This window comes from Pseudomonas sp. NPDC088322 (assembly GCF_044740745.1).
Lineage (GTDB): Bacteria > Pseudomonadota > Gammaproteobacteria > Pseudomonadales > Pseudomonadaceae > Aquipseudomonas > Aquipseudomonas shirazensis.
The window spans coordinates 169,204-194,582 of sequence record NZ_JBIURK010000001.1 but is presented as its reverse complement, the minus strand read 5'-3'; the positions used below and the strand labels follow the sequence as shown (position 1 = coordinate 194,582).

The following is a 25,379-nucleotide window of genomic DNA, read 5'->3' as shown; positions in this document are numbered from 1 at the left end:
GCGCGCATACCCTGGCAGTGCTAAACGTCCAGCTATTTACTGTGACGCGACAACTAATTGAACATGCACTGACATGGATCAACACTTTGTTTATTGCACTAAAGTTGGGCAGCAAATTCTCCGACGAAATACGTCGCTTATTACCTTCGCTTTATTTGATTAAACATTTAACATAGTGGCTGCGTGCCACCAATGACAACAACAGCTTCGGCACTCGCCATATTTACTTCTGCTCACAAGTATATCGAGGCCAAAGCCAATGTTGACCAACGCACCGCTACGCCAAAAACTGTTGTTGATATTGCTGTTCCCCCTGTTCGGCTTTCTGGTGCTAGCCGGCCTGTTTCTGAACGACAACCTGCGCACCCTGCGGGACATGCAGGCCACCGTCAGCGCCAGCGGCACCGCCCAGTCGATCAGCCAGCTGATCACCCGCCTGCAACGCGAGCGTGGCGCCAGCGGCGTGTTCATCGGTAGCCAGGGCAAGAACATGGGCGATCGCCTTGGTCAGTTTCGCCAGGACAGCAGCGCTGCACTGGAAACACTGCGCAACCTGCCGGAAAAATCCGCTGAGTTGAGCCAGACACTAAGCAGCCTCGAGCAACTTTCAGCGCTGCGTGGCCAGGTCGACGGTTTGAGCATCGACAGCACGCAATCCAGTCTGCGTTATACCGAACTTATTCAACAGCTGATCGGCTATACCCATTCATTGGAAAACCGCGTCACCGATACTGCCGTGGTACAAGCGCTCAGCGCGCTCAATCAATTTATCGAACTCAAGGAGCGCGCGGGCCGTGAGCGCGTTATCCTCGGCCTGGCATTCAATCAGGATCACTTCGATGCGGCATTGTTATCGCGCTTTAGCCGTAACCTGGGTGAATTCACCGCTTATAGCGAAGGCTTTATGCGCAAGGCACCCGCCGGCGTATTGAGCCAATACCAGAACGCTTTGCAAAGCCCGGCAGCGCTGGAAGTGGCAAAACTGCAGAAACTGGGTTTCGACGTACCGCTGGGCCAGCCTCTGAATACCAAGCCTGAAGCCTGGTTTGAACTTGCGACCCAACGCATCGACCAAATGAGCGAAGTCGAAACCAGCCTGGCGCAGACCGTCGGCCAACTTGCCGAGCAGGCCCGCAGCGGCGCCGCCCGCGCGCTCTGGCTGACCGCTATTGGTGCAGCGCTGGCGCTGCTCTGCGTGGCGCTGCTGGCATCACTGATCATCCGCAGCATGGGCCGGGCGGTGCATGACATCAACGCCACCCTGAATGCCCTGGCCGGCCGCGATCTGACCGCACGCACCCACTATCGCAGCCAGGACGAATTCGGCCAGATCGCCACCAACCTCAACCGCATGGCCCAGGAGATCACCGAGATCGTCCAGGAGATCGGCAGCGCGACTGCTCAGGTGGCCACGGCTGCCGAAGAGTCGTCGGCCGTCACCCTGCAAACCAGCCGCAGCGTCGAACAGCAACGCCAGAGCACCGAACTGGTCGCTACCGCGATCAATGAAATGAGCGCCACCGTGCGCGATGTGGCCCAGAGCACCAGCGATGCAGCCAACCTCTCCCAGCAGATCCATGGCAGCACCGTGGTGGGCCGCGAAGAGATCGAAACCACCATCACGCTGATCCGCGAGTTGTCCAGCCAGGCCCAGCAGACCGCCACCATCATCGATGAGCTTAAGGACGAAAGCGACGCCATCACCTCGGTGCTGGACGTGATTCGCGGCATCGCCGAGCAAACCAACCTGCTCGCCCTCAACGCCGCCATCGAGGCCGCCCGCGCCGGCGACCATGGCCGTGGCTTTGCTGTCGTCGCCTCGGAGGTGCGCACGCTGGCTCAGCGCACTCAGGAGTCGACCGGCAATATCCAGCAGATGATCAGCAACCTGCAGGCAGGCTCGGACCGCGCCAACGCCTCGATGCTGGAGACCCTGAGCAAGGCGCAGTCAGGCGCCGAACGTATCGGTCGGGCCGGCGAATTGCTCGGCAATATCGCCGAAGGCGTGGCCACCATCAACGACCGCACTATCCAGATCGCCTCGGCCGCTGAAGAGCAGAGTGCGGTCTCGGAAGACATCAGCCGCAACGTCAACGAGATCAACGACCTGGTCATCCAGGTCAGCGCCGGCGCCCAGCAGACCGCCGTCACCAGCCAGGAACTGGCGCGCCTGGCCGATCACCAGCAGCAACTGGTCAGCCGCTTCCGCCTGGCCTGACCAATCCGCCTGTAGGAGCGGCCTTGTGTCGCGAAAGGCCCGCAAAGCGGGCCCGGGGATATCTGCGGCGAAGCTGAAAATGAGGGCACGCTACGCGCGCCTTTCGCGACGCAAGGCCGCTCCTACACAGAGTCGTTCGGCCCAAAAAAAAGGGGCGCTGACCAAGCGCCCCATAAGCCGTGCAGCACACAACGAATTCAATCAGTCGAACAATGCCAGCGCCTCGGCGCTGCATTCGGTAATGCGGTTCCAGTCGCCGTTCTTGATCCAGCTGCTGTCAAGCATCCAGGTGCCACCCACGCACATCACGTTGTTCAGCGCCATGTAGTTGCGCACATTGCCTGGATTGACGCCGCCGGTTGGGCAGAAGCGGATATCGCCAAACGGCCCGCCAAAGGCCTTGATCGCTGCCACGCCACCGCTGATTTCGGCCGGGAACAGCTTGAAGCGGCGGTAACCGAGGGCGTAGCCCTGCATGATCTCCGACGGCGTGCTGATGCCTGGCAACAGCGGAATGTCACTCTCTACACCGGCAGCGAGAATGTCGGCAGTGATCCCCGGGGTCACCACAAACTGCGCGCCTGCGGCCTGGACAGCAGTGAACATACCGCGATCGAGCACAGTGCCGGCGCCGATGCACAGTTCCGGGCGCTGCTCGCGCAGCACTTCAATGGCCTTCAAGCCATGCTGCGAGCGCAGGGTTACTTCCAGCGTGCGAATGCCGCCAGCGGCCAGCGCATCGGCCAGCGGCAGGATGTCCTGCTCACGGGCGATGGTAATCACCGGCAGGATCCGTGCAGCGGCGCAGATCACATCGATCCGCGCGGTTTTTTCGGCCATCGACAGCAAAGGCTGGGGGCGTTCAAGGGTGGTCATGACAGTGGATCCTTGGCTCATGGGCACCAGTAGATGCTCAGGGGGTCGTGAAGAAAGGCGCGAATCGGCATTTCGCTGGGGTCATCGCCCGCCAGCGCGGCGCGCAGGGTCGCCAGCTTGCCGGCCCCCTGCACAGACAAAGCAGTAAAGGCAGCGCTGGCCAGCAAGGCGCGGGTCATGCTCAGGCGCTGATGCGGGACGCTGGGCGCAAGCATCGGCAACACTCGCTGCTCGCCGACCTTGGCCAGGCCCTGACGCAACAACGGGCTGGCCGGGAACAGCGAGGCGGTATGGCCATCGTCACCCATGCCCAGCACCAGTACGTCGATCGGCGGCAACTCGGCGAGGGCTTGATCGGCCTGCTCGGCGGCGACCTCAAGGTTGCCGGCGTTTTGATACAGGCCGATGAAACGGGCCTTGGCCGCCGGGCCTTTGAACAGGTGCCGGGCCAACAGGCCAGCATTGCTGTCGGCATGCTCGACCGGCACCCAGCGCTCGTCGGCGAGGCTGACGGTGACCTTGGCCCAGTCCAGCTCGGCGCTGGCCAGCTGGTCGAGAAACGGCACCGGGCTACGCCCGCCAGACAACACCAGGCAAGCCCGGCCTTTGTTGGCAATGGCTTGGCGCAGACGCTCGGCGACATCCGCCGCCAGGCGTGCAGCCAACGCCTTGGCATCAGCCAGTTGGTGCGTCGTGACGACGCTTGGCAGTTGCAGTTCAGATATCGCCATACCATGACCTCCCATCACGTGTGATCAGTGCAATCGAGCTCATCGGCCCCCAGGAACCGGCCGCATAGGGCTTGGGCGCGTCGCCGGCGTTTTTCCAGCCAGCGATCAGCTGATCGCACCACTTCCAGGCATATTCGATTTCGTCCTTGCGCACGAACAGGTTCTGGTTGCCGCGCATCACTTCCAGCAGCAAGCGCTCGTAGGCATCCGGAATCCGCGCACTGCGCCAGGTGTCGGAAAAATTCAGTTGCAGCGGGCCGCTGCGCAGTTGCATGCCCTTGTCCAGGCCCTGCTCCTTGGTCATCACCCGCAGCGAAATACCTTCGTCCGGCTGCAGGCGGATGATCAGCTTGTTGCCGATCTGCAAGCGCTGTTCCGGAGCGAAGATATAGTGCGGGGTTTCCTTGAAGTGGATGACGATCTGCGACAGCTTGCCGGGCATACGCTTGCCGGTGCGCAGGTAGAACGGCACCCCCGACCAACGCCAGTTGCGGATATCGGCACGCAGGGCGACGAAGGTTTCGGTGTCGCTCTGGGCGTTGGCATTGTCTTCTTCGAGGTAGCCCGGCACTGGCTTGCCATCGCTGTAACCGGCGATGTACTGGCCGCGGACCACGGCGGTGCTGAGGGCCTCGCCAGTGATCGGCGCCAGGGCCTTGAGCACCTTGACCTTCTCGTCGCGGATACTGTCGGCCGAGAGGTCGCTGGGCGGGTCCATGGCAATCAGGCAGAGCAGCTGCAGCAAATGGTTCTGGATCATGTCGCGTAGCTGGCCGGCCTTGTCGAAGTAGCCCCAACGGCCTTCGATACCGACCTTTTCGGCCACGGTGATCTCCACATGGGAAATCGAATTCTGGTTCCACTGAGTCTCGAACAGGCTGTTGGCGAAGCGCAGGGCGATCAGGTTCTGCACCGTCTCCTTGCCCAGATAGTGGTCGATGCGATAGACCCGGCTCTCGGGGAAGAACCGCGCCACCGCGTCGTTGACCCGCCGCGATGACTCAAGATCGTGCCCGATGGGCTTTTCCAGCACCACCCGGGTGCGCTCGACCAGGCCGACCTTGTCGAGGTTCTCGCAAATTGCGCCGTACACCGCCGCCGGGGTGGCAAAGTAGGCGATCAGCGGCACGCCTGGGGCGGCCTGTTCAGCCAGGGTCTGATAGCCCTCGGGTTGGAGGAAATCCAGATGCAGGTAGCTCAGCCGGGCCAAAAAGCGTCCAAGCGTAGCCGCTTCAATATCGGCATCGGGCACAAACCGGCGCAGGTGCGCTTCGATGTTGGCTAGGTGCTGCTGGCTGTCACCGGCCTCGCGGGCCAGCGCCAGCAAGCGCGAATCGGCGTGCAGGAGGCCGGCACGGTCGAGCTGATAAAGCGCGGGGAACAGCTTGCGCAGTGCCAGGTCGCCCAAGGCGCCAAACAAGGCAAAGGTGCAAGGTTCAACACTGATCGCAGCCATGATGTTGGTTCTTTCCTAAAGTTGAGCTAGGAATATCGTTTTCAACCGCACTTTTCAAGAGGTAATGTAGTAAAAACCACAACATTGCCGACAAGTGTTACAGACAAGTGGTAGATCAACCCCTACCGACAGTACGATAGACAACCCTGCAAAAAGCCTGCTGTAACGCCAGCCGGCTGTCTTCTCGACCCAAGGACATACCATGGACCGCGTGCGCAACCTCTTGGAACAGATCCAGGGACGCCTCGATGAGCTGAACAAGGCCGAACGCAAAGTCGCCGAAGTCATCCTGCTCAACCCGCAACAGGCCACCCGTTTCAGCATCGCCGCACTGGCCCAGGCGGCCAAGGTCAGCGAGCCGACCGTCAACCGCTTCTGCCGCTCGTTCGGCGTCAGCGGCTACCCGGAACTCAAGCTGCAGCTGGCGCAGAGCCTGGCCAGCGGCGCCGCCTACGTCAGCCGTGCGGTCGAGGCTGATGATGATCCGGCCGCCTACACCCAGAAGATCTTCGGCAGCGCCATCGCCTCGCTCGACAGTGCCTGCCAGCAACTCGACCCGCAGCAGGTCAGCCGCGCCGTCGACATGATGATCCAGGCCCGCCAGATCCACTTCTTCGGCCTCGGTGCCTCGGCCCCGGTGGCACTGGACGCCCAGCACAAGTTCTTCCGCTTCAACCTGGCCGTGTCGGCCCACGCCGACGTGCTGATGCAGCGCATGCTCGCCTCGGTAGCACACACCGGCGACCTGTTCGTGATCATCTCCTACACCGGACGCACCCGTGAGCTGGTCGAGGTTGCCCGCGTCGCTCGCGAAAACGGCGCCTCGGTGCTCGGCCTGACCGCCGCCGGCTCGCCGCTGGCCAACGCCTGCAGCATGAGCCTGCATATCCCGCTGCCGGAGGACACCGACATCTACATGCCGATGACTTCGCGGATCATCCAACTGACCGTGCTCGACGTACTGGCCACCGGCATGACCCTGCGCCGCGGCGTCGACTTCCAGCCGCACCTGCGCAAGATCAAAGAGAGCCTCAACGCCAGCCGCTACCCAATCGAGGACGACGAGCTCAATTGAGCCGGTGCGCCTGCAGGCTCAGGTGCGCCTGCTCGCCCGGCGCCAGGCTCAGGCCAGCGGTGCTGCCGCTGGCGGCTTCGACACAGACGAAGCGCTGACTCTCGCGGCCACTGACGCCCATCAGCGGACGGCTGCCGGGGTGCCAGACCACGGTGTCGTCGCTGTCGCCGGTATCGATGCACAGCTCGCGGTCCCAGGTCGGGTCGTGCAACTGCACCGATGAGGTGCCTGGATACACTCGCTGACACCCGCCACCGACCTTCAAGGCGCCCTTCTGCCGGCAGCTCTGCCGGCTGAGCTGGTCATAACCTTCAATGTTTTCGAGCCCAGATAGCGCTATCTTGGCAACGTCACTAATACGCCAGTAAGCCAGCAGAGCATGACTCAATTGGCAGGTTTCGCTGTCCTGATGCACGGTGCTGAGCTTGAGCTCCATGTTCTTGCCGAGCCGCGCGTGCAGGTCGACCTGCCACTCACACAGCTGCAACTGCCACACCAGGGTCACACCGTCATCGTCGGATGTGCTGCTCAGCAGCTTCCAGTCCAGTAGCCGGGCCCAACCATGGGTAGGCCACAGGTCTTCGCTGGGGTGGCGCCCGTACCAGGGCCAGCACACCGGCACTCCCCCGCGGATCGCGCCAACTTGCGGCCATTGCTCGGCGCACCACAACCACGGCCGTTCGCCGCTCGGCTGAAAGTGCAGCAATTGCGCACCCTGACGGCTGAACACCGCCTGGCAGTGCGGGTGATCGATGACAAGGACATCGCGCTGTTGATGACGCTCCCACTCGAAGACGGGCCTGGGCCGCTGCGGGGTGAACAAGCAGTGGAGCGGATGTTCGGGCATGGCTGGTAACTCTTGTTGTCATTAGGGCCGCGGTTGCCGGCCAAACGCGTCGCCACGCACTGCTGAAACAGCCTGCGTGACAACGGCTGGGCGACAAGCGACCGCAGTGCGGTCGCTACGATGGCGTAAATTTACAACATTTAGCCTCAGAATGACGACTGAATCTTCAGCCCTGCGACCAGCGCGTTGTCGACTTCATCAACCCCGCCTGGGCTTTTGATGTACTGCAGGTTGGGCCGCACGGTCAGCCAGTTGGTGACGTGGAAGCCGTAGTACAGCTCGGCGTTGTACTCGGTGCGCTGCAGCGGCACAAAGCCCATGTCGTTGTAATCACTGATACCGCTCTGTGCGTTGAGCTGCTCGGCGCGCTTTTTCACGTCATCGTTGACGTGGATCCGGGCGATGCCGAAGCCGATGTCATCCTTGGGCCGTGAATCGAAAGCGCCTTTGTAGACCATGCCGACTTGCTGATAGTTGTCGACCACGTTGGTGGCCTTGTCGTGCACGGTGAAGTTGGCGAACAGGCTCAGGCCGCGGTTGACGTCACCGGCATGTGCAGTGACTTGCTGCTGGGCCACCACCCACCAGCCGTGCTTGCTCGAGTGCGACTTGAAGCCGACGCCGCTGATGCCCTGGGCGTTGCCATTGACATCCTTGTAGACGTCATCGGCCGAGGCCGTGCTGTAGTAATAACCCAGGCGGTATTCGCCCGGCAGGCCATTGACCCTGGGCTGCCAGACCGCCTCGACCGGAATGATCGCGCCTTTGGTGCCACTGCCGCTGAGCTTGAAGCCGTTGCCGGTTTCGAGGTTGGACGGGTTCTGCTCGAACGCACCGACCTGCACGAATACTTCAGGGGTGATGTTGTACTTGACCCGCAATGCCCACTGGCTAACGGGCCAGTTGTACCAGATGCCGCCAACCCAGTTACCCACCTGCGAGCCGCAGAACGCCAGGTTCTGGAAGTCGCAAGGGAAGCTGTTGAAGTCCTCGCCCGGGCCGTAGCGGCCGAATTTGACGTCCAGCGCGCCATCGAAATACTTCTGCTTGATCCACATCTGGGTCAGCCGCCAGGTCTGGCCGCGGCCCCAGACTTCCTGCACCGAACTGAACTGACCGGCGCGCGGGTCGCTGATGCGGTCGTTGGACAGGTTGCGGCCGCTGCGCTCGGTGACCGCCAGCTTGAACTCGGTATCGTGCCAGCCGAGGATTTTCTCCAGGTCCAGGTGCATGCCGAGGGCGAACTGGTCGCTGTAGCGCGCAGTCTTGTCGTCGTTGTAACCGCCATTGAGGTTGCCGGCGACCTCACCGACGTAGTCGAGGGTGAAGTCGTAGCCCTTGTCGAGCAGCTCGGTGCGGGTGCCGCCCCAGTCGCCACTCATCCATTTCGATTCGCTGGAGAAGGCCTCGGCGGCCTGTACGCTGCTGCTGCCGACCACGGCCAGCAAGGCCAGCGAACCCAACGTGCTGATGCGATTGCGATGTTCCATCCCTGTGCGTCCTCTTTTCTTGTTATGAAGGGTTCAATCAACGGCCCGCGATGTGGGCAACGTTGTCTTGCAAGGGTGCGGCGTGGCGAGCCAGGTGCAGGCGCTCACCGGTTTGCGCGTCGAACAGCAGCACCCGTGCCGGGTCCAGCTGCAGGTTGAGGGTGTCGCCGACCTGGCAGCTGATATCCGGCGCCAGCCGGCAGCACAGCTTGGTCTGGTTGACGGTGACGAAGACCAGCAGGTCCGGCCCGGTCGGCTCGGTGATCTGGACTTCGGCGCGCAACAGCGACAGGCCGTCGCCCTCCCCTGCACCGAGGCTGATCTGCTCGGGACGAATGCCGAGAATCACCTCACGGCCATCGAAGCCTTGGCTGGCCGCGCCCAGCGCCAGCTCGCAGCGCGCCTGGCCACTGTCGAGCAGCGCCAGCACACGGCCGCCCTGCTCGCGCAGGCGCACCGGCACGAAGTTCATCGGCGGCGAGCCAATGAAGCTGGCGACAAACTGGTTGGCCGGGTCGTTGTAGATCTGCTGCGGGGTGCCGAACTGCTGGATGATGCCGTCCTTCATCACCGCCACCTTGTCGCCCAGGGTCATCGCCTCGATCTGGTCATGAGTGACGTACACCGTGGTGGTTTTCAGCCGTTGGTGCATCAGCTTGATTTCGGTGCGCATCTCAACCCGCAGCTTGGCGTCGAGGTTGGACAGCGGCTCGTCGAACAGGTAGATCTTCGGCCGCCGTGCCAGCGCCCGACCCATCGCCACGCGCTGCTGCTGGCCGCCGGAGAGCTGGCCCGGCTTGCGCGTGAGCAGGTGTTCGATCTGCAGCAGCTTGGCTACCCGCGCCACTTCTTCGTCGATGGCTGCCTGGGGCAGCTTGCGGATCTTCAGACCGAAGGCGATGTTGTCGCGCACGCTCATGGTCGGATACAGCGCGTACGACTGGAACACCATGGCGATGTCGCGATCCTTCGGGCTCATGCCGCTGACGTCGTCGCCATCGATCAGGATCGCCCCGCCGCTGATGCTCTCCAGGCCAGCGATGCAGTTCATCAAGGTCGACTTGCCGCAGCCGGAAGGGCCGACCAGGATCAGAAACTCACCGTCCTTGATCGCCAGCTGGATGTCTTTCAGTGTGTCTGGCACACCAGTGCCGTAGGTCTTGTTGACGTTGCGAAGTTCGAGTGTGGCCATGACTTACCCCTTGACTGCGCCGGCGCTCAGGCCGCGCACGAAATACTTGCCTGCGACCACATAGACCAGCAGGGTTGGCAGGCCGGCGATCATTGCCGCGGCCATGTCGACGTTGTATTCCTTGGCCCCAGTGCTGGTGTTGACCAGGTTGTTGAGGGCCACGGTGATCGGTTGCGAATCGCCGCTGGAGAACACCACGCCGAACAGAAAATCGTTCCAGATCTGGGTGAACTGCCAGATCAGGCAGACCATGATGATCGGCGTCGACATCGGCAGAATGATCCGCCCGAAGATGGTGAAAAACCCGGCACCATCCAGCCGCGCCGCCTTTACCAACGCATCGGGGATGGTCACGTAGTAGTTGCGGAAAAACAGCGTGGTGAACGCCAGGCCATACACCACATGCACCAGCACCAGGCCAGCGGTGGTGTTGGCCAGGCCGAGCTTGCCAAGGGTGAACGAGGCTGGCAGCAGCACGGTCTGGAACGGCAGGAAGCAGCCAAACAGCAGCAGGCCGAAGAACACCTGCGAGCCACGGAAACGCCACATCGCCAGCACGTAGCCATTGAGTGCGCCGAGCGCGGTAGAGATCAGCACCGCCGGTACGGTGATCATGATCGAGTTCCAGAAATAGCCACTGACCGTGGCCCAGGCCTTGGCCCAGCCGATGCTGGTGACCACCGCCGGCCAACTGAGCAGGTTGCCGCTGCCGATGTCTTCCGGGGTCTTGAAGCTGGTCAGCAGCATCACCACCAGCGGCACCAGGTACAGCAGCACGGCCAACAGCAATACCGCATGAATGGCCAGCCGACTGAGGCTGATGGCCGGTTTGTCGAGGCGGCTAGTCATGGCGTTTGTTCCTCAGCTCCGAGTACAAGTAAGGCACCAGAATCGCCAGGATCGCGCCCAGCATGAGAATCGCGCTGGCCGAACCCATGCCCATCTGGCCACGGCTGAAGGTGAACGAGTACATGAACATGGCCGGCAGGTCGGACGAGTAACCCGGGCCGCCAGCGGTCATCGCCGCCACCAGGTCAAAGCTCTTGATAGCGATGTGCGAGAGGATCATCACCGCACTGAAAAATACCGGGCGCAGGCTGGGCAGAACCACCTGCCAATAGATCCGCGGCAAGCTCGCACCGTCGATCTGCGCCGCGCGCATGATCGACTGATCGACCCCGCGCAGGCCGGCCAGAAACATTGCCATGATGAACCCGGAGGCTTGCCAAACGGCAGCGATCACCAGGCAGTACACGACCCGGTCGGGGTCGATCAGCCAGTCCAGGCGAAAGCCTTCCCAGCCCCAGTCGCGCATCAGCTTGTCCAGGCCCATGCCCGGGTTGAGCAGCCACTTCCAGGCGGTGCCGGTGACGATCATCGACAGCGCCATCGGGTACAGGTAGATGGTGCGGATAAACCCTTCGCGGCGGATACGCTGGTCCAGCAGGATCGCCAGCAGTACTCCGATGACCAGGCTGATGCCGATGAACAGGCTGCCGAACACCAGCAGGTTCTTGCTCGCCACCCACCAGCGGTCGTTGTCGAGCAGGCGTGCGTATTGCGCCAGCCCTGCCCATTTGTAATTGGGCAAAAAGGTCGAGGTGGTGAACGAGAGGACAAAGGTCCACAGGATATAACCGTAGAAGCCCACCAGGATGATGACCATGGTCGGCGCCAGTACCAGTTTAGGTAACCAGCGCTGCACGGCGTCCAGGGGTGAGGCCCGCAGTTGCGCGGTCGCAGTAGTCATGGCAGCGATACCTGTCAGTACAGAACGTTAACTGAGGGTGGCGTGCAGCCGCCGCAAGGACGGCTGCGCCGGACCAGCCGTTACTGGGCGGACTTGATCGCCGCGCCGAGCTTTTTCGCGGCATCGGCCGGGTCGGCCTTGGGGTCGTTGATGTAGTTGGTGACCACATCGAAGAACGCGCCCTGCACTGCCAGGTTGGTCGCCATGTTGTGCGCCATGCTTGGTTGCAGGCCGCCGGTCTGGGCGTCGGCAAGGAAGTCCTTGGCCGAGGTCTGCGCGCAGGCATCGAAGCCATGCTTGGCCATGTCGACCAGCATGTCCTTACGTACCGGGATCGAGCCCTTGTTGCTGCTGAACAGCTTCTGGAAGTCCTGGCTCATCACCACTTTGGCGATGTCCTGCTGGCCAGCCGAAGTGCCGGCGTCCTTCTGCTTGAACACCACCAGCGAGTCGATGTTGTAGGTGAAGGCCTTGTCGGTACCCGGGAACGGCACGCACTGATAATCCTTGCCGGCGACCTTGTTGGCCAGGGTCCACTCGCTCTTGGCCCAGTCGCCCATAACCTGCATGCCGGCCTTGCCGTTGATGACCTTGGCGGCTTCCAGGTTCCAGTCCTGGCCTTTGCCGTCAGCGTCCATGTAGGTAGCGACGCGCTTGAGCTCGGTCAGCGCCTTGACCATGCCCGGTCCGGTCAGCACCTTTTGGTCAAGATCAACCAGCGCCTGCTTGTAACCGTCCGCGCCCATTACCGACAGCACCACCGCTTCGAATACGGTGCTGTCCTGCCATGGCTGGCCGCCGTGGGCGAGCGGAATGAAGCCGGCTGCCTTGAGTTTTGCGGCTGCGGCGTAGAACTCGTCGAGGGTGGTCGGCGCCTTGTCGATGCCGGCCTTGTTGAATACTTCGGGGTTGATCCACAGCCAGTTGACGCGGTGGATGTTGACCGGCACAGCGACATAGTCGCCCTCGTACTTGACGGTGTCGGCGACTTTCGTCTCCAGCAGGCCGTCCCAGTTCTGCTCTTTGGCCACGTCCTTGAGCACGTCACTGTCGAGCAGGCCGGTGGAGGCCCACTCCTGAATGTCCGGGCCCTTGATCTGGGCCACGCCTGGCGGGTTGCCGGCCACGGCTCGGCTCTTCAGTACGGTCATTGCGGTGGCACCGCCGCCGCCGGCAACAGCGCCATCTTTCCAGATGAAGCCGTCTTTTTCGATTTGAGCCTTGAGTACATCGACAGCAGCCTTTTCGCCACCAGAGGTCCACCAGTGCACTACTTCGACCGAGCCTTTGGCATCGGCGGCAGACGCGCTCAGGGGCAGCAGGGAGGCGAGGGAAATCGCGGCGGCGAGACGCAGAGTGGAGTTCATCGCAATACCTTTCTTGTTGTTATGCAGGGCAAGACTGTCGCTTGCATTGCACAGGAGTGTAATAACCCGGCAAGGCGCCTCAGGTAACGAAGCGCTGCGCGATTGTCATCAGTTGGTTACATTCGCCGCGCGAGGCCCGTGGCAAGGCTTGGCGCCAGAGCCAGGGTGGGCAACAGCACGGCCTGATAAGCGTGATAGAGGTCCGGTTTGCCCGCCCATATCGTCGCACTGGGGAGGTTGTCCGGGCTCAGTTCGTGGTGCCAGCTGCCGGCGTCGTTATCAATCAGATGGGCCTGGATGAACGCCCAGAAACGCCCGTACCAGCACTGGTATTGCGCCTCCCCCGTGCGCTGCCACAACGCAGCGGCAGCGGCGCTGGCTTCGGCATGCACCCAGTGCAGGCGCTGGCGTACTACCGGGCGTTGTTGCCAGTCGAGGGTGTAGACGATTCCGGGGGCACCGTCGGCGTGCCAGGCGTGCTGACAGGCGCTGGCAAACAGGCCGCGTGCGTCGGCCAGTAGCCAGTCGGGTGTCGCTAGATCGGCCAATTGCAGCGCAGCTTCAAGGTGCAGCAGCAGCCGCGCCCACTCGAAGCCGTGGCCGGGAGTAACGCCGTAGGGTCGATAGCCATCGGCGTGGTTGTCGCTGTTGTAATCGGTGAGCGGCTGCCAGTGCAGGTCGAAGTGCTCGATCACATTGAAGCCATTGGCACGCGCATGGCCGTGGATCACCCGCTCGACGATGCGCAGCGCACGCTGCAACCAGATCTGCTCGCCAGTCACGTCGGCAAGGGCCAAAAACGCTTCGGTGCCATGCATGTTGCTGTTGGCCCCGCGATAGGCCTCCTGCTGCTGCCAATCGCGACTGAAGCTTTCGCGCAGGGCACCCTCGCTTTCACTCCAGAAATGCGCCTCGATGATCTCGATGGCTTGCGCCAGCAAGGCCGGCGCAGCAGCGCTGCCGGCCACCTGCGCAGAACTTGCAGCGAGGGCAACGAAGGCGTGCAGGTAAGCGGCTTTGATGCTGTCGCCAGCGGGGGCGGCGCTGGCGTACCAGCCGCCGTGCTCGACATCGCGCAGCGTGCCGGCCAAGGCGGCGATGCCGAGCTCAACCAGTTCCAGACAACCGGGCCTGCCTTGTAGATGCGCCAAGGCGAAGCTGTGGGTCATCCGCGCGGTGGTAATGGTGTCGGCAATTGCGTCGGCGGCGAGGTGGCCGTAGCTGTCGAGGTTGCCGAAGCCGAGTTCCAGCTGTGAGGCTCTGGCGAAGGCCAGCAAACGCTGCCCTTCGGCATCCAGCCAGGCACTGTGCGGCCCGTCGATCAACGGCGATTGAGCATGATTCATCGGCCTGCTGCGTCCTTGTCGAGAACAGGCACGGCGCCTGTCGTGGCGGCCAAGTCTAGCCAGAGTGCTACGGCCAATAGGTCACAAAGGCCGCCATTGCTGTCACTGGCTGGTGACCAAGCGTTGCTCACTCGGCGCTGCGCGGCAGGCACAGGGTCACCCGCAGGCCGCCCTCGCGCAGGTTGAGCAAACTGACTTCACCGCCATGACTGTGGGCAATATTGCGCGCGATGCCCAGGCCCAGGCCATAGCCTTGCTGCTGCCCGGCCAGACGAAAATGCGGCTCGAACACCTGCTCCATTTGCTGCTGCGGCACACCCGGGCCGTGGTCATCGACCTGCAGCACAAAGCCCTCCGGGCCATCGATGATGCGCAGGTGCGCGCGCTCGCCGTACTTGATCGCGTTGTCGACCAGGTTGCCGATGCAGCGGCGCAGGGCCAACGCCTTGCCCGGATACGGCGCCAACGCCCGCCCCTCGACGGTGATCCGGCCGTCACGCAGGTACGGTTCAGCGAGAATTTCCAGCAGCTGGTTGAGATCGATCGGCTCGATGTTCTCGTGGATATCCGTGTCTTTGACGCACTGCAGTGCGCCTTTGACCAACAGCTCCAGCTCGTCCAAATCACGGCTGAACTGCGCTTGCAGGCGTTCGTCTTCAAGCAGCTCGACGCGCAGGCGCAGGCGCGTGATCGGCGTGCGCAAGTCGTGCGAGATCGCGCTGAATAGCTGGCTGCGCTCGGTCAGGTAACGGCTGATGCGCTCGCGCATACTGTTGAAGGCGCGACCTACCTCGACCACTTCGCTGCCGCCCCCCTCGGTCACCGGCACCACATCGGCGCCCAGCGACAGATCGCGGGCCGCGCGGGCCAGACGCTTCAACGGTCGACTTTGCCAGTGCACCAACAGGCCGATGAACAGCAGCAACATGGCCGTGGTCAGGGCAATGAAGCCGATCTGCTGACGCGGCAGGCGCTCGGCCTCAAGGCTGGTGTAGGGCTCCGGCAGCAGCGAGGCGATGTACAGCCACTCGCCTTCGGCCAGGCGGATCTGGTTGACCAGCACCGGTGGGTTGAGCGGTTCCAGGGTCAGCGAATAATGCGCCCACGAGCGCGGCAATTCATCGAGCTTGAGGCCGCTGTTGAAGATGCGCAGCTGATCGGGGCTGACGAACTCGACCGAAACTTCCACCTGCTGGCCGAGGCGCTCGTGCAGCACTTGCTGGAACACGTCGATGACTGCCTGCTTGCGCGGAGTGATCGGCAGCGTGGCCATGTCCAGCGGCTTGTCGTTGAGCGATACGAAAAAGCGCGTGCCGCCCATGCTGCGCAATTGGTCGAGGACCATTGGCCGATAGGCCACCGGCAACGAGCGGAAGTAACTGACACTGGCGCTCATCGAGTGGGCCAGGCTCTGCGCGCTGGCGCGCAGGCCCTGCAACTGGCTGGCGCGCAACTGCGCCACCCAGATCAAGCTCGACAGGCCCTGCGCCAGCAATACCACCAGCAGGGTCAACAGCAGCATGCGCCCCAGCAGCGAGCGCGGCAGCAGGCGCCAGCGGCGCTCAGTGGCTGCGGTTGACATGTGCCGCCAGCAGGTAGCCACTGCCGCGCACGGTGCGGATCAGCCGTGGCGGTTTGTCGGTATCGCGCAAGCGTGAACGCAGGCGGCTGACGGCCATGTCGACGATACGGTCGAGCGGCATCGGCTCGCGGCCACGGGTAGCATTGCCGATGGTGTCGCGATCGAGGATCTGCTGCGGGTGGTCGAGAAACAGCTTGAGCAAAGCAAAGTCGGCGCCCGACAGAATCACCTCTTCACCGTCGCGGTGGAACAGTCGATGGCTGACGGTATCCAGCTGCCATTCGTCAAACGCCAGCACGGCACTGGCGGGCGCTACCTGGCCAAACTCAGCACGGCGCAGCAAGGCCTTGATCCGTGCTTGCAACTCCCGTGGGCTGAACGGTTTGCCGAGGTAGTCATCGGCGCCCAGCTCCAGGCCGATGACCCGATCGGCCTCGTCGGAACTGGCGGTGAGCATGATGATCGGCACCCGCGACTGGCGCGGGTGCTGGCGCACCCAACGGCATAGGCTGAAGCCGTCTTCGTCGGGCAGCATCACGTCGAGAATCACCAGGTCACACGTCGTGCTGTCCAGCGCCTGGCGAAAACCCTGGCCATCGGCCTCGGCGCGCACCTGAAAGCCGGAGCGGCTCAAGTAGGTCTGCAGCAGTTCGCGGATGTCATGGTCGTCATCGACCATCAGGATCGATCGGGGGGCAGTGCTCACTGAAGTTCTTCCGTGTTGTTGGGCCCGCTCTGCGGCCCTTCGCGGGTGAACCCGCTCCCACAGGGTTATGAGCTGCGCTTGAGAACGGCGCGGTCCTTGTGGGAGCGGGTTCACCCGCGAAGGGCAGCGCGGCGGCCCCAAGAAATCTAACGAGCCATCGCTTGCTGCAGCGCCACACCGGCACCCAACAGGCCAGAAAACTCAGCGGTGACCAACCATACCGGGATCCCGGCAAAATAGCCGCTCATGCAGCCCTTGTCGGCAAAGCTGGCAGCAAAACCGCTGCGCAGGAACAGCTCGGCAAACCGCGGGATCACGCCACCGACGATATACACCCCGCCGCGCGCGCCGAGGGTGAGTACGTTGTTGCCGGCAACCCGGCCAAGGAAGCAGCAGAACTGTTCGATCACGGCCAATGCCTGCGGCTCACCAGCCAGCGCAGCCTCGGTGACTTCAGCTGGGCTCAGGTGAACTGGCTGAACACCATCCAGCGCGCACATCGCCTGATACAAGCGCACCAGGCCGCCGCCGCTGAGTACGGTTTCGGCACTGACATGACCAATCTGGCTTTGGATCTGCTGATGGATCGCGGCTTCACGCGCGTTACCGACGGGCAGGTCGACATGGCCGCCCTCGCCTGGCACCGCCATCCACTGTTGCTGGTTGAGGTGCAACAAGCTGCCGACGCCCAGCCCGGTGCCAGGGCCGATCACCAGCGCCGGACGGGCTGGGTCGGCGTTACCGGCGCATACCGCCTGGAATTCACCAGGCAGCAAACGGGTCATGCCCAGCGCCATCGCCGAGAAGTCGTTGAGCAACAGCAGCTGCTTGACCTGAAGCATGTCGCAGAACGCCCGTCGGCTCAGCCGCCAGTGGTTGTTGGTGAACTGGAACTCATCGCCATCCACCGGCCCGGCAACCGCCAGACATACCGCCGCAAGCTCACCGCGTGCGATGCCCTGCTCCTGCAGGTACGCCTGGATCGCCTGCTCCAGGCTGGTGTAGTCAGCCGTCGGCAACACCCGCACGGCGTGCAGCTGGTTGTCGCGCCAAAGGGCAAAACGTGCGTTGGTGCCACCGATGTCGCCAACCAGCAACTCATTCACTTGAGATTCTCCAGGCCAGAGGTAAAGGCGCTGGCGCCCTGTTCCGCTGAACTGAACGCCATGCGCATGAAACCAAACAGTTCGCGCCCGCAGCCCAGGTCATTGCCCTGGGGTGCAGGCGGCAGATCGCGGCTGGCCAGCTCTTCGGCCGAGACCATCACCCGCAAGGTGCCTTCGACACCATCAACGCGCACCATATCACCATCGCGCACACGTGCCAGCGGGCCGCCGTCGAACGCTTCCGGGCAGACGTGGATCGCCGCCGGGATCTTGCCCGAGGCGCCTGACATACGCCCATCGGTGACCAGCGCGACCTTGAAGCCGCGATCCTGCAGCACGCCGAGAAACGGCGTCATCTTGTGCAGCTCGGGCATGCCGTTGCAGCGCGGGCCCTGGAAGCGCATCACCGCGACGAAATCGCGCTCCAGCTCACCGGCCTTGAACGCATCGGCCAATGCCTGCTGATCTTCGAACACTCGCGCCGGCGCTTCGACCACGCGGTGCTCGGGCGCCACGGCGGAGACTTTCATCACGCCGCGGCCGAGGTTGCCTTCCATCACCCGCAGGCCGCCCTCGCTGGAGAATGGCCGCGAAGCCGGGCGCAGGATGTTCTCGTCCAGGCTTTGCAACGGGCCTTCGCGCCAGACCAGTCGGCCATCCTCAAGGAACGGCTCCTGGGTGTAGCGGCGCAGGCCATGTCCGGCCACGGTGTTGACGTCGTCGTGCAGCAGCCCGGCATCGAGCAGCTCGCGAATCAGAAACGACATGCCGCCGGCGGCCTGGAAGTGGTTGATGTCGGCTTTGCCGTTGGGGTAGACGTTGGACAGGGTTGGCACGACCTCGGACAGGTCAGCCATGTCCTGCCAGGTCAACTGGATGCCGGCAGCCTGGGCAATCGCCGGGATGTGCAGGGTGTGGTTGGTCGAGCCGCCGGTGGCATGCAGGGCGACGATCGAGTTGACCAGAGCCTTTTCATCGACGATTTCGCCCAGCGGCATGAAGCTGCCGCTGGCTTTGGTCATGCGCGTAACCTGCTGCGCAGCTTCGGCGGTGAGGGCGTCACGCAACGGCGTGTAAGGATTGACGAAAGAGGCGCCGGGCAGGTGCAGGCCCATCACTTCCATCACCAGCTGGTTGGTGTTGGCGGTGCCATAGAAAGTGCAGGTGCCGGGGCTGTGGTAGGAGTTCATTTCCGACTCGAGCAGCTCTTCGCGGCTGGCCTTGCCTTCGGCATAGCGCTGGCGCACATCGGCCTTCTGCTTGTTGGAAATGCCCGACGGCATTGGTCCGCCAGGGACGAAGATGGTCGGCAGATGGCCGAAGCGCAACGCGCCCATCATCAGGCCAGGGACGATCTTGTCGCAGATGCCGAGCATCAAGGCGGCGTCGAACATGTTGTGCGACAGGGCAATCGCGGTGGACATCGCGATCACTTCGCGGCTGGCGATGGCCAGCTCCATGCCCGGCTCACCCTGGGTGACGCCATCGCACATGGCCGGCACACCGCCGGCAAACTGGCCGACCGAGCCGATCTCGCGCAGCGCCTGTTTGATCTGCTCGGGGAAATGCTGGTACGGCTGATGCGCCGAAAGCATGTCGTTATAAGCCGAAACAATTGCCACGTTGGCGGCATTCATCATGCGCAGGCTGTGTTTGTCTTCGCTACCGCAGCCAGCCACGCCGTGGGCGAAGTTGGCGCACTGCAGGCTGGCGCGCATCGGGCCGTCACTGGCCGCACCGCGAATCAGTTGCAGATAACGTTCACGGGTAGGACGGCTACGTTCGATCAGCCGTTGGGTGACCTCTAGGATGCGCGGGTGCATGTACTGAACTCCAGGCTGACGGTAAGGGTGATCTGAAGCGGGATTTCCCCTCCCCCCGATTGCGACCTAGGCTCAAGTGAAACCTGCCTGGTGCAACGTGGAAGTAGCTCGCCCGACCACTCGTTGTATGTTTACACAAAATACTGCCATCAAAAGGGCTTGTTTTCTATCCCATAACGCATAATCTTGTAATTCCAATAACAAAATCGTTTCAGTGAATGCGTGCTCCACGGCAACAGGCCTTGTGCCACAGCCTTCACCCGACTGCCAGAGGTATTACCATGACCCTACGCATCGCCATCAACGGATTCGGCCGTATCGGGCGCAACGTCCTGCGCGCACTGTATACCCAAGGCTACCGGCAAGACCTGCAGGTCGTCGCCATCAACGATCTGGGCGACAGCGCGATGAACGCCCACCTGCTCAAGTACGACAGCGTCCACGGCATTTTCGATGCACAGGTCGAGGCCGATCATGAAAGCCTGACCGTCAACGGCGACCGCATCGCGGTCAGCGCCATCCGTAATCCGGCCGAGCTGCCGTGGAAGGCCGAAGCCATCGACGTCGTGTTCGAATGCACCGGGCTGTTCACCGACCGCGCCAAGGCTGCAGCACATTTGAGCGCCGGCGCCGGCAAGGTGATCATTTCGGCGCCGGGCAAGGGCGTTGACGCCACCATCGTCTACGGGGTCAACCATGATGTGCTGCGTGCCTCGCACCAGATCATCTCCAGCGCCTCCTGCACCACCAACTGCCTGGCGCCGATTGCCCAGGTGCTGCACCGCGAGTTCGGCATCGAGCAGGGTTTGATGACTACCATTCACGCCTACACCAACGATCAGGTCCTGACCGACGTGTACCACAGCGACCCATACCGGGCGCGTTCGGCCACCCAGTCGATGATCCCGAGCAAGACCGGCGCCGCCGAAGCGGTCGGCCTGGTGCTGCCGGAACTGGCGGGCAAGCTGACCGGCATGGCCGTGCGCGTGCCGGTGATCAATGTGTCGCTGGTGGACCTGACCGTCAACCTCAAGCGCGAAGCCAGCGCCGAGCAGGTCAACCAGCTGTTCCTCGAAGCCAGCCGCCATTCGCGGGTCCTGGGTTACAACGCCCTGCCGCTGGTGTCATGCGACTTCAACCACAACCCTCTGTCGTCGATCTTCGATGCCAACCACACCCGCAGCAACGGTCGCATGCTCAAGGTGCTGGCCTGGTATGACAACGAGTGGGGCTTCTCCAACCGCATGCTCGACAACTGCCTGGCGCTGCACAACGCGCAGTAAGCTGGCTCGCCCAGCAGCAGCGCAGACATTGCGCTGCCTGCTCGGGCCGGACATACGCCTCGCAAGGGATCAGTTTTAACGCTTGACCAATACAGGTGATGATAAGCATTATCATTAACCTCCGTATCGGCCAGGTCGCCCCGTGAGTCAGTCACGCTTCAATATCGTCTTCCTAACCCAACGCCTCAGCCTGCTGCGCACGCTGCAAGGCATGGTGGGCAACCCCAGTACCGCTGAAGACCTGCTCCAGGAAACCTACCTGCGGGTAACCCGCGCCCTCGGCGAACGGCCGGTCGAACACCTTGAGCCGTTCGTGTTCCAGACTGCCCGCAACCTGGCCCTGGATCACCTGCGCGCCCGCCGCGTACAAGCGCGCACGCTGGTCGAGGATGTACCCGAGCAAGTCCTGCACAACGTCGCCGCCCCCACCAGCAGCAGCGAGGACGCAGCCCACGCCGAGCAGTTGCTCAAGCACCTGAGTGTCAGCCTTGGCCAACTGAGCACGCGCCAGCAGCGCATCTTCATCCTCAGCCGCCTGCACGGCGCCAGCTACCTGGAGATTGCCGAGCAGTTGCAGGTTTCGGCGAGCACGGTGCAAAAGGAACTGAAACTGATCATGGCCATCTGCATGGGTGTGGCCGAGCGGCTCAAGTAAGCCGACCGCTGGCCCGCCAGGATCGGTAAAGCGCTTGCCTTGGCCCGTTGCAGCCCCGATCATTCGGCAAAATCCCCCAAGCAAGGACCCTTCGTGACCGACAGCCCCAGCCCACGCCCGACACCTGCCGGGCCCGATGCCCGCGCGCGTGCCATGGACGAGGCACTGGACTGGCTGCTGCGCCTGCAATGCGCCAGCGCAGCAGACACCGCAGCCTTCGAGGTCTGGCTGAGCGCTGCGCCGGAAAACGCCGAGGCCTATGTCGAGGCCGAAGCGGTGTGGAACGGTGTGCCCCTGCGTCAGGCCGCCGGGCAGATGCATCAGGCCCAGCGCAAAACCCCAGCGGCTCGCCTGCGCCGCCACTGGAAGCCACTGGCCAGCGCAGCCGTGCTGCTGGTCGGCCTGTTCACCTTCGGCAACCTGCCGGTGCGCCTGCAGGCCGATCACCTGACCGTGGTCGGCGAGCGCCAGCGGCTGCAGCTAGACGACGGCACCAAGGTCCTGCTCAACACCGACTCGGCGTTTGCCAGCGATGTGCGCGACGGCCAGCCAGTGGCCCGCCTGCTGCAAGGCGAGGCGTATTTTCAGGTAAGCCGTGCCGGTGAGCAGGCGCTTGAGGTGCAGGCCGGGCCGATGCGTGCGCAGGTCCGCGACACCGACTTTGCCGTGCGCTACCTGGATGGCCAGGCGCAGGTCCGCGTGCAGCGCGGCGATGTTGACCTGCACGCTGCCAGTGATCAGCACATTCGCCTGCGCGCCGGTGACAGCATCAGCGTTGGCCCGCAGGGTTTTGGCCAGCCCAGCCGCCCCGATATGCGCCAGGATCTGGCCTGGGTCGAGGGCCGCCTGGTGTTCGAGAACTGCCCGCTGAGCGAAGTGCTGGCCGAGGTGCGCCGTTACTATCCGGGCTGGATCATCAGCCGCAACGGCGCGCTCGAGCAGGTTGCCGTGACTGGTAACTACCGCCTCGACCAACCGCTGGAAACCTTGCGCGCGCTGGCCCAGATCACCTCAGCCAGGCTGCATGAATACCCGGCGCTGGTGATCCTCAACTGAATCGCTGACTGCCGCCTGAATTATTTTTACGCGATCGCTACCCACAACACGTCTCGTTATAGCCAATGCAACTGATTCTTGTTTTTAAACAAGAACAAGCATCACCTATAACAGTTCGCGCGTCTGGGAGCGCTTTCGATGTCCACAGCTCAACTCCGCCCGTCACCCCGCCGCCTGGGGCAGCTGTCTCTGCTGACCTTGGCCCTGATCGCCAGTGGCGCCGTCAGCCTGCCGGCCCTGGCCGCAGAGCCGGCCCAGGCCAGCAGCCCGCGCATGGGCGATTACCGCTTCAGCATCAGCCAACAACCGCTGGTTGCGGCCATCAACGCCTTCAGCCAGGTTACCGGCTGGCAGGTCGGCTTCAGCGCCGAGGTCGCCGAGGGTATCTCATCGCCCGGCGTCCAGGGCTCGCTGCCAGCCGAGCCTGCGCTGCAGCGTTTGCTGCAAGGCACCGGGCTGAGCTACCGCAAGATCGGTAACGGCAACGTGGTGCTTGAACGCCAGTCGGCCAGCAGTGTGATTGCCCTGCAGCAACTGACCGTCAGCGCCACCCGCAGCGCCCAGGATGTCAGCCAGGTACCGAGCACCGTCACTGTGCAGTCCCGCGAGCAGCTGGATCGACAGAACGTCAACGATATCCAGCAATTGGTGCGTTACGAGCCGGGTGTTTCGGTTGGCGGCACCGGCCAGCGCAGCGGCCTCAACGGCTACAACATCCGCGGCATCGACGGTGAACGGATCCTGACCCAGATCGACGGAGTGTCGATCCCCGACAGTTTCTTCTACGGCCCCTACGCGCAGACCCAACGCAATTATGTCGACCCGGAAATCGTCAAGCGCGTAGAGATACTGCGTGGCCCGGCTTCGGTGCTGTACGGCAGCAACGCCATCGGTGGCGCGGTCAGCTACTTCACCCTCGACGCGGACGACATCATCAAACCGGGCAAGGACTTCGGCGCACGCTTGAAGACCGGCTACAGCTCGGCTGACGAAAGCTGGCTGACCTCGGCCACCATCGCCGGCCGCCAGGGCGACGTCGATGGCCTGCTGCACCTGAGCCAGCGTAACGGCCATGAGACCGAGTCCTATGGCGAGCACAACGGCACCGGCCTCGATCGCACCGCGGCCAACCCGGAAGACGTGCGCACCACCAACGTGCTGGCCAAGGCCGGCTGGAACTACGCCGACGATGCGCGGCTGGGCTTTACCTACGAAAACTACAAGGATGATCGCGACCAGAACATCCTCAGTGCCGTGGGCGGGCCATTCATTCCAGGGCGTGGCCCGATGAACTCGTACCGCGAGCGCCAGGGCAATGACACGGTTACCCGCGAGCGCTTTGGCATCAATCACGAATTCGGCCTCGACAGCCTGTTCGCCGACCGCGCCAAGTGGAGCCTGAACTACCAGATCGCCAAGACCGACCAGCGCACCGAAGAGCTGTATGTCGCCTCGGGCCGCCAGGTAGCGCGTGATCGCAAGACCACCTACAAGGACCGCCAGTGGGTATTCGACGGGCAGTTGGACAAGTCCTTCAGCATCGGCCAGACCGACCATCTGCTGACCTACGGCACCACCCTCAAGCACGAAGAAGTCACCGGTACGCGCAGCGGCAGCGGCACCTGCCTGAACGTCGGCGGCAGCTGCACGGCAGTAGGCCAAGCCAGCGATGGCCAAGTGCTGGTCAGCGACTTCCCCGACCCGACCGTCGACACCTACAGCCTGTTCGCCCAGGACGAAATCCGCTGGAACAGCTGGACCTTCCTGCCCGGCGCGCGCTACGACTACACGCGCATGCGACCGGAGATGACCGACGCCTTCCTGCGTGGTATTCAGGGCACCGGCGTTGCTCCGACTGCAATCGACGACTCGGACAAGAAGTGGCATCGCCTGTCGCCCAAGCTGGGCGTGACCTACGCCTTTGACGACAACTACACCTGGTACGGCCAGTACGCCGAAGGCTTCCGCACGCCGACGGCCAAGTCGATGTACGGGCGCTTCGACAACCCGATTGTGGGCTACCGGGTAGAGGGCAATCCGGGCCTGGAGCCGGAAAAAAGCAAGAGCTATGAAACCGGCCTGCGCGGCAACTTTGCCGCAGGTAACTTCGATGTCGCGGTGTTCTACAACAAGTACCGGGATTTCATCAACGAAGACGCCGTGCAGTCGGCCAACCTCGGCACCACCTTCCAGGCCAGCAACATCAAGCACGCCACCATCAAGGGCGCCGAGTTCAAAGGCCGCTTGAACCTCGACCACTTTGGCGCACCGCAGGGCCTGTATGGCCAGACCTCGATTGCCTATGCCAACGGTCGCAACGATGACAATGGCCAGCCGATCAACAGCGTCAACCCGCTGACCGGCGTGTTTGGTCTCGGTTATGACCAGGCCGACTATGGCGCCCTGCTCAGCTGGACTTTGGTCAAACGCAAGACCCGCGTCGACGACAGCGCCTTCTTCGCCCCGGACGGCGCCAGCACCCAGTTCCGCAGCCCGGGCTACGGCGTGCTCGACTTGAGCGGTTTCTACAAAGTCACCGACGACGTCACCGTCAACGCCGGGCTGTACAACCTGACCAACAAGAAGTACTGGCAGTGGGATTCGGTGCGTGGCTACGACGGCCAGGGCGAAGCGGCGGTGACCCAGCCGGCCAACCTCGACCGCCTGACCATGCCCGGGCGCAATTTTGCCGTGAACGTCATCTGGGATATCTGACCTGCGCCAGCGCGATGCCCCGGCGAAACTGATATCTGGCGGGCGCCGCGTTCCCTGTAGGAGCGGCCTTGTGTCGCGAAAGGGTCGCGTAGCGGCCCCGGCATT

At 63.1% G+C, this 25,379-nt stretch carries 20 protein-coding genes and 1 pseudogene; 7 read left to right on the top strand and 14 right to left on the bottom strand.

The window, feature by feature from the left end; translation table 11 throughout:
• Positions 1-259: 259 nt before the first annotated feature.
• Positions 260-1,357: pseudogene (locus ACIOAU_RS00890) on the top strand (nitrate- and nitrite sensing domain-containing protein); the annotation flags it as partial.
• Positions 1,352-2,218, top strand: a complete 867-nt coding sequence (locus ACIOAU_RS00885) for a methyl-accepting chemotaxis protein (protein ID WP_401180136.1) — start codon at positions 1,352-1,354, stop codon at positions 2,216-2,218. The pseudogene ACIOAU_RS00890 and the gene ACIOAU_RS00885, both read left to right, overlap by 6 nt.
• Positions 2,219-2,419: 201 nt before the next feature.
• Here the strand turns inward: ACIOAU_RS00885 and ACIOAU_RS00880 are convergent, their stop codons facing one another.
• Genes ACIOAU_RS00880 through zwf form a run of 3 tightly spaced genes read right to left on the bottom strand, consistent with a single transcriptional unit; the run spans position 2,420 to position 5,281 of the window.
• Positions 2,420-3,094 carry a bifunctional 4-hydroxy-2-oxoglutarate aldolase/2-dehydro-3-deoxy-phosphogluconate aldolase gene (locus ACIOAU_RS00880; protein ID WP_188035479.1) on the bottom strand — a complete coding sequence of 225 codons (675 nt, stop codon included), beginning with the start codon at positions 3,092-3,094 and terminating at the stop codon, positions 2,420-2,422.
• Between the two features lie 17 nt (positions 3,095-3,111).
• A complete protein-coding gene (gene pgl, locus ACIOAU_RS00875) occupies positions 3,112-3,825 on the bottom strand; it encodes a 6-phosphogluconolactonase (RefSeq protein ID WP_401179403.1) in 714 nt (237 codons plus the stop codon).
• Positions 3,812-5,281, bottom strand: coding sequence for a glucose-6-phosphate dehydrogenase (gene zwf, locus ACIOAU_RS00870; protein WP_401179400.1), 1,470 nt, complete (start codon positions 5,279-5,281; stop codon positions 3,812-3,814). The genes pgl and zwf overlap by 14 nt, the downstream gene beginning before the upstream one ends.
• 211 nt (positions 5,282-5,492) lie before the next feature.
• Between zwf and hexR the strand changes: the two genes are divergently transcribed.
• Positions 5,493-6,356 (top strand): DNA-binding transcriptional regulator HexR, encoded by an 864-nt coding sequence (gene hexR / locus ACIOAU_RS00865; RefSeq protein WP_178080816.1) that lies wholly within the window; start codon positions 5,493-5,495, stop codon positions 6,354-6,356.
• Here hexR and ACIOAU_RS00860 read toward each other — a convergent pair.
• The 11 genes from ACIOAU_RS00860 to edd all read right to left on the bottom strand — a co-directional run bounded on the left by ACIOAU_RS00860 (position 6,349) and on the right by edd (position 19,565).
• Positions 6,349-7,203 (bottom strand): D-hexose-6-phosphate mutarotase, encoded by an 855-nt coding sequence (locus ACIOAU_RS00860; protein ID WP_150573734.1) that lies wholly within the window; start codon positions 7,201-7,203, stop codon positions 6,349-6,351. The genes hexR and ACIOAU_RS00860 overlap by 8 nt on opposite strands.
• A 146-nt stretch (positions 7,204-7,349) precedes the next feature.
• On the bottom strand, positions 7,350-8,693 hold the full coding sequence (locus ACIOAU_RS00855) for a carbohydrate porin (protein ID WP_150571063.1): 1,344 nt from the start codon (positions 8,691-8,693) through the stop codon (positions 7,350-7,352).
• A gap of 37 nt (positions 8,694-8,730) precedes the next feature.
• Positions 8,731-9,885: an ABC transporter ATP-binding protein gene (locus ACIOAU_RS00850; protein WP_150571064.1), complete on the bottom strand. Its 1,155-nt coding sequence runs from the start codon at positions 9,883-9,885 to the stop codon at positions 8,731-8,733.
• Between the two features lie 3 nt (positions 9,886-9,888).
• Positions 9,889-10,734, bottom strand: a complete 846-nt coding sequence (locus tag ACIOAU_RS00845; RefSeq protein WP_401179395.1) for a carbohydrate ABC transporter permease — start codon at positions 10,732-10,734, stop codon at positions 9,889-9,891.
• Positions 10,727-11,635 (bottom strand): carbohydrate ABC transporter permease, encoded by a 909-nt coding sequence (locus ACIOAU_RS00840; RefSeq protein ID WP_401179392.1) that lies wholly within the window; start codon positions 11,633-11,635, stop codon positions 10,727-10,729. Before ACIOAU_RS00840 ends, ACIOAU_RS00845 begins: the two co-directional genes overlap by 8 nt.
• A gap of 80 nt (positions 11,636-11,715) precedes the next feature.
• Positions 11,716-13,002: an ABC transporter substrate-binding protein gene (locus tag ACIOAU_RS00835; protein ID WP_401179389.1), complete on the bottom strand. Its 1,287-nt coding sequence runs from the start codon at positions 13,000-13,002 to the stop codon at positions 11,716-11,718.
• Between the two features lie 116 nt (positions 13,003-13,118).
• Complete coding sequence (locus ACIOAU_RS00830) at positions 13,119-14,348, bottom strand: AGE family epimerase/isomerase (protein WP_150571066.1); 1,230 nt, start codon at positions 14,346-14,348, stop codon at positions 13,119-13,121.
• Positions 14,349-14,475: 127 nt separating this feature from the next.
• Positions 14,476-15,930, bottom strand: coding sequence for an ATP-binding protein (locus ACIOAU_RS00825; protein WP_103436225.1), 1,455 nt, complete (start codon positions 15,928-15,930; stop codon positions 14,476-14,478).
• Entirely contained in the window at positions 15,911-16,636 is a 726-nt protein-coding gene (locus ACIOAU_RS00820) for a response regulator (RefSeq protein WP_101316965.1), read from the bottom strand. The genes ACIOAU_RS00825 and ACIOAU_RS00820 overlap by 20 nt, the downstream gene beginning before the upstream one ends.
• A 146-nt stretch (positions 16,637-16,782) precedes the next feature.
• Positions 16,783-17,742: a glucokinase gene (locus ACIOAU_RS00815; RefSeq protein ID WP_220633165.1), complete on the bottom strand. Its 960-nt coding sequence runs from the start codon at positions 17,740-17,742 to the stop codon at positions 16,783-16,785.
• Positions 17,739-19,565: a phosphogluconate dehydratase gene (gene edd / locus ACIOAU_RS00810; protein ID WP_101316961.1), complete on the bottom strand. Its 1,827-nt coding sequence runs from the start codon at positions 19,563-19,565 to the stop codon at positions 17,739-17,741. The genes ACIOAU_RS00815 and edd overlap by 4 nt, the downstream gene beginning before the upstream one ends.
• Before the next feature lie 281 nt (positions 19,566-19,846).
• On the opposite strand from edd, the gene gap reads away from it, so the two are divergent.
• The 4 genes from gap (at position 19,847) to ACIOAU_RS00790 (ending at position 25,274) form a co-directional block, all read left to right on the top strand.
• Positions 19,847-20,848 (top strand): type I glyceraldehyde-3-phosphate dehydrogenase, encoded by a 1,002-nt coding sequence (gap, locus tag ACIOAU_RS00805; RefSeq protein WP_101316958.1) that lies wholly within the window; start codon positions 19,847-19,849, stop codon positions 20,846-20,848.
• Between the two features lie 142 nt (positions 20,849-20,990).
• Positions 20,991-21,503 carry an RNA polymerase sigma factor gene (locus tag ACIOAU_RS00800; RefSeq protein WP_101316956.1) on the top strand — a complete coding sequence of 171 codons (513 nt, stop codon included), beginning with the start codon at positions 20,991-20,993 and terminating at the stop codon, positions 21,501-21,503.
• A 93-nt stretch (positions 21,504-21,596) separates the two neighbouring features.
• On the top strand, positions 21,597-22,559 hold the full coding sequence (locus tag ACIOAU_RS00795) for a FecR family protein (RefSeq protein ID WP_401179381.1): 963 nt from the start codon (positions 21,597-21,599) through the stop codon (positions 22,557-22,559).
• Between the two features lie 138 nt (positions 22,560-22,697).
• Positions 22,698-25,274 carry a TonB-dependent receptor gene (locus tag ACIOAU_RS00790; protein ID WP_401179378.1) on the top strand — a complete coding sequence of 859 codons (2,577 nt, stop codon included), beginning with the start codon at positions 22,698-22,700 and terminating at the stop codon, positions 25,272-25,274.
• Positions 25,275-25,379: the final 105 nt, after the last annotated feature.